This window comes from Nocardioides sp. (assembly GCF_031422975.1).
Classification (GTDB): domain Bacteria; phylum Actinomycetota; class Actinomycetes; order Propionibacteriales; family Nocardioidaceae; genus Nocardioides.
Genome location: NZ_JANPEO010000234.1, coordinates 1 through 5011, shown reverse-complemented (window position 1 = coordinate 5011; position 5011 = coordinate 1). Strand labels below are relative to the sequence as shown.

Genomic DNA, 5011 nt, shown 5'->3' with positions numbered 1-5011 from the left:
CGCGGCTACTTCATCGAGGGCCTGGGCGCCGCCCAGTTCGGCGCCGCCGGTGCCATCGACCGGCTGCGCACCTTCTCCGAGCCCGACGACTCGTTGCCGCACGCCCTCGCGCTCGCAGCGACCGACCCCGCCAACCCCTATGGCGCCGCCCTGCCGTGGCCTGCCAACACCGGCGACAACGGCCACCGGCCGGGGCGCAAGGCGGGGGCCGTGGTCGTCCTCGTCGACGGTGCCCTGACGCTGTACGTCGAACGCGGCGGCCGCACGCTCCTGACGTGGAGCGACGACACCGCGCGGCTGACCACGGCGGCGTCCGCCCTGGCCGACGCCACCCGCCGCGGAGCGCTCGGCAAGCTGACGGTCGAGAAGGCCGACGGCGCGGCCCTGCTCGGTGGCGGTGACACTCCGCTGCGCCAGGCGCTCAACGCGTCCGGGTTCGTCTCGACGCCCAAGGGGCTGAGGATGCGTGCCTGAGGGCGACACCGTCTTCCGGGCGGCCCGCCTGCTCGACCGCTCACTGTCCGGCCGCGTGCTGACCCGGACCGACTTCCGGGTGCCGCAACACGCGACCGCCGACCTGAGCGGCGCCACGGTGACCGAGACCGTCTCGCGCGGCAAGCACCTCCTCACCCGCACCGACACCGGCTTCACCCTGCACACCCACCTGAAGATGGAGGGTGCCTGGCGGGTCTACCGACCGGGCGAGACGTGGCAGCGACCCGCCAGCCAGGTGCGGGTGCTGCTCGAAGCCGGCGACGTCACCGCCGTGGGGTTCAACCTGGGCATCGTCGAGCTGATCGAGACCGCTCAGGAAGGCGAGGTCGTGGGCCACCTCGGGCCCGACCTCCTCGGCCCTGACTGGGACGAGGACGAGGCCCTGAGCCGACTCCGCGCCGCCCCCGACCGCGACGTGACCGCCGCGCTGCTCGACCAGCGCAACCTCGCCGGCGTCGGCAACATGTACGCCGCCGAGCTCTGTTTCACCAGCGGCGTCCACCCGCGCCTCCCGGTGGGAGAGGTCGGCGACCTGCCGCGGCTGGTGCACCGGGCCAAGCTGATGCTCGAGCAGAACGCCGCACGGGCGATCCAGTCCACGACCGGCAACCTCCGCCCCCGGGAGCGGATGTGGGTCTACCGTCGCGACAGGTCACCGTGCCGTCGGTGCGGCACGCCCATCCAGGTGGCGATGCGTGGGGAGCCCGGGCGCGAACGCGCGATCTACTGGTGTCCGACCTGCCAGCCGCTTCCGGCTGGTTGACTCAGGCCGCGGACGCCACCACGTCGCCGGCGGTGGCGCGAGCCGCCGCGATCGGTGTCGCGGCGACGCTGTGCAGACCGAGCGCACGCTCCTCGATCGCCACGGCATCGGAGACCTCACGCAGCACGTCGGAGAGCGGCAGGTCCATCGCCATGCACAGCGAGGCGAGCAGCTCCGAGGACGCTTCCTTCTGGCCGCGCTCGATCTCGGAGATGTAGCCGAGGCTCACCCGTGCCTCGGCAGAGACTTCGCGCAGAGTCATGCCGCGTTGCATCCGCTCGCTGCGAAGCACATCGCCGAGCAGCCGACGAAAGAGCACCATGCGCTTGTCCTTCGTAGAGGTTGAGTGGGACCTGTGATGGCCAACGCTACCCGAGACCCGAATCTTCCCTGCGGAGCATGCCATCGAGCACCGACAACGCGGCGCGACAGCTCGCTTCCTGGACGGCCGCACGGTCGCCGTCGAGCAACAGCAGCCGCGTCTCCACGCCCCCGGGCCCGGCGCAGGCTATCCACACGTGGCCGGCCGGATGGCCCTCCTGCCGGTCTGGACCGGCCACTCCCGTGGTGGCGAGGGCGTAGGTCGCGCCCACCAGCGCCCCCACACCGGAGGCCATCGCCGCCGCGCACTCGCCCGACACGGCGCCGTACTCCTCGATGATCGCCGGCGCGACGCCGAGCACCGAGACCTTCACCGCCGTCGCGTAGGCGACGACTCCCCCGACGAAGCACGCGGACGCTCCCGGCACCGAGGTGAACAGGGCCGCGAGCTGACCGCCCGTGAGCGACTCCGCCGTGGCCACGGTGACGCGGCGCGACGTCAGCGACGCAACGAGATCCGGGGCGTCTGCACTCATGTGGGAGACCCTAGCTACGTTGGCCCGCATGGCTCTCCCCATCGAGGACTACGCGCTCGTCGGCGATCGCGGCACGGCCGCCCTGATCGGCAAGGACGGCTCGGTCGACTGGCTCTGCCTCCCCCGCTTCGACTCACCGGCCTGCTTCGCGGCCCTGCTGGGCAAGCGTGAGAACGGCCGCTGGCTCCTCGCGCCGGCGGACGTCGCCGGAGTCACGACGACCCGGACGTACGTCGGGAACAGTGCGATCCTCGAGACGACGTTCACCACGCCGACGGGGGTGCTGGTGCTGCGGGACGTGATGCCGGTGTGCGACGCCCGCGCAGACCTCGTTCGCACCATCCGCTGCACCGAGGGCACCGTGCGTGTGCGGCACGAGTGGGTGGTGCGCTTCGACTACGGCCGTGTCCGGCCGTGGGTGTCGCGACAGGAGGTGGCCGGCGAGACGGTCATCGTCGCCGTGGCCGGGCCGGACAAGCTGACGTTGCGCGGTCCGCGGCTGCCGCACGCCGTCGACGGACGACACGACGACGAGTTCGATCTGCCGGCCGGCGACACGATGACGTTCGCCACGACCTGGGTCCGCTCCTGGCGCGCACTGCCCGAACCCCTTCCGTTCGAGGACCGGATCGAGGCGACCCGCGTCGAGCACGAGCGCTGGGCGGGCCTCTGCGCCGGCGACGTCCCCCACATCGATCTCGTACGCCGCAGCCTGCTCACCCTCCGATTGCTGACGCACGCCGAGACCGGCGGCATCGTGGCGGCGCCGACGACGAGCCTGCCCGAGGACTTCGGCGGCGAACGCAACTGGGACTACCGCTACTGCTGGCTGCGCGACGCCGCGCTCACCCTCGAATCGCTGCTCGCGGCCGGCTACACCGACGAGGCGCGCGACTGGCGCGACTGGCTGCTGCGCGCGGTCGCGGGCGACCCGGAGGACCTCCAGATCATGTACGCCGTCGACGGCGGGCGTCAGCTCCCTGAGCGCGTGCTCCCCCATCTCGGCGGCTATGAGCGCTCGACCCCGGTCCGTATCGGCAACGCCGCGGTCGACCAGCGCCAGACCGACGTGCTCGGCGAGGTGATGACCGCGCTCGAGGACGCCCGCAGAGCGGGCATCACCGAGACGCGCCAGAGCTGGGCTCTCCAGCGCGCGCTCGTCGACGAGCTCGCCGAGCACTGGGACCGACCGGACAACGGGCTGTGGGAGATCCGCGGAGACCTGCGGCACTTCACGCATTCGCGGGTGATGGTGTGGGTCGCCTTCGACCGCGCCATCAAGGCGGTCGAGGAGCACGGGCTCCCCGGGCCGGTGGAGCGCTGGCGGGCGCTGCGAGAGCAGGTCCGGGCCGAAGTCCTGGACAAGGGATTCGACGCGGAGCGCGGCACCTTCACGCAGCACTACGACACGCGCGAGGTGGACGCGAGCCTGCTGAACATCTCGCTGGTGGGGTTCCTGCCCGGGGACGACCAGCGCATGCTCGGCACGATCCGGGCCGTCGAGGAGGACCTCATGCACCACGGCCTCCTGCGGCGCTACCGCACCCAGACCGGAGTCGACGGCCTCGCGGGTGACGAGCACCCGTTCCTGGCCTGCTCGTTCTGGCTGGTCTCGGCCTACGCCCTCGCCGGTCGCCTCGGTGACGCCCACGCGCTGATGGATCGGCTCTGCGCGCTCGCCAACGACGTGGGGCTGCTGTCGGAGGAGTACGACATCGACGGTGACCGGATGGCCGGCAACTTCCCGCAGGCGTTCAGCCATCTGACCCTGGTCCAGGCTGCGCTGTCCCTGCGACCTCGCTGACGCGGCCTCAGCGCACGCGCAGCCTCACCACGTCGAGTGAAGGTGGTGCTGGTGGTGCGGCGCACGGCGGTGGGGGGCCCGGAACGTCCGAGCCCCTCACCCGTGGATCAGCGCCTGACGCGAACCGTGAACTTCTGGCGCGCGCCCTGGAAGGTGTCGTTGGCCTTGAACTGCACCACGACGCGGTACTTGCCAGCCTCGGGGAATGCGCGCAGCTTGACCTTCGCCACGCCGTCCACGACCTTGGCGTTGTACGTGCGACCGTCGACGCGGACCTTCACGCGGCCCTCGACCGGCACAGTCACGTCGGACGTGAGCTTGACCTTGATCCGCGCCCTGGTCCTCTTCGACCTGATCTTCTTCGCCTTCGGGAAGACCCTCTTGGCGAGGGTCGGCTTGCCCTGGGTCACGGCACGACTGATGGTCGTCTTCGAGCCCTGAGCGACGATGTTCACCTGCTTGCCGCCGCGCACCGTGAAGACGGCCCGCGCCTGGCCGTTGGTCACGGGTGTGGTGCCGAAGGTCAGCGTGGATTTGTCGCGGTTGACCCTCACCAGGTCGAGCTTGGTGTTGGGCGCGATCCCCAGCGAGTTGATGTCGAGCTTGTCGAAGACGATGCTCGCCTTCTCGCCTGACTTGTAGCTGCTCTTCAGGCCGGTGGCGAAGATCTGGCGCCTGACCGAGGACGGCGACTTGGTGACGCCGTCCTTGAAGTAGCCGTCGATCCACAGGTCGCGGTCGATGGCGCCGGTGTCCGTGGACTTGCCCTCGAGGAAGGCGGTGAAGTTGTCGCCGCCCTGCGCCAGGAAGCTGAACGTCGAGACCGTGTAGGTCTTGGCCGGGTCGACCGCAACCCCGTCGACGGAGATCGACACGACGCGATCGCCGGCGGCGCGTGTCTGGTCGAGGATCGTCTGCACGTTCTTGGAGATACCCAGAGCCAGGAACGGCCGGCTGGCCGAGGCGGGCTGCCACTGCTGCTCGAGGATCTTCTTGAGCGTCGCACCGGTGACGTCGACGTAGCTGACGTTGTTGACGAACGGCAGCACCGAGTTGGCCTCCTCGAACGTCACGACACCGTCGACGTTCTCC

The 5011-nt window shown here is 70.6% G+C and carries 5 protein-coding genes and 1 pseudogene; 3 read left to right on the top strand and 3 right to left on the bottom strand.

Annotated elements, in window-relative coordinates; all coding sequences use genetic code 11:
- Positions 1-474: pseudogene (locus RMO85_RS06950) on the top strand (DEAD/DEAH box helicase); the annotation flags it as partial.
- A complete protein-coding gene (locus tag RMO85_RS06945; RefSeq protein WP_310527948.1) occupies positions 467-1258 on the top strand; it encodes a DNA-formamidopyrimidine glycosylase family protein in 792 nt (263 codons plus the stop codon). The pseudogene RMO85_RS06950 and the gene RMO85_RS06945, both read left to right, overlap by 8 nt.
- A 1-nt stretch (position 1259) precedes the next feature.
- On the opposite strand, the gene RMO85_RS06940 is transcribed toward RMO85_RS06945, so the two are convergent.
- Both RMO85_RS06940 and RMO85_RS06935 read right to left on the bottom strand, forming a co-directional pair.
- Positions 1260-1580, bottom strand: a complete 321-nt coding sequence (locus RMO85_RS06940) for a helix-turn-helix transcriptional regulator (RefSeq protein WP_310527938.1) — start codon at positions 1578-1580, stop codon at positions 1260-1262.
- Between the two features lie 46 nt (positions 1581-1626).
- On the bottom strand, positions 1627-2115 hold the full coding sequence (locus RMO85_RS06935; RefSeq protein WP_310527935.1) for a CinA family protein: 489 nt from the start codon (positions 2113-2115) through the stop codon (positions 1627-1629).
- Between the two features lie 28 nt (positions 2116-2143).
- Between RMO85_RS06935 and RMO85_RS06930 the strand changes: the two genes are divergently transcribed.
- Positions 2144-3919: a glycoside hydrolase family 15 protein gene (locus RMO85_RS06930; protein ID WP_310527934.1), complete on the top strand. Its 1776-nt coding sequence runs from the start codon at positions 2144-2146 to the stop codon at positions 3917-3919.
- Positions 3920-4026: 107 nt separating this feature from the next.
- Here the strand turns inward: RMO85_RS06930 and RMO85_RS06925 are convergent.
- The coding region (locus RMO85_RS06925) for a 5'-nucleotidase (protein WP_310527933.1) at positions 4027-5011 on the bottom strand (985 nt) is incomplete at its 5' end.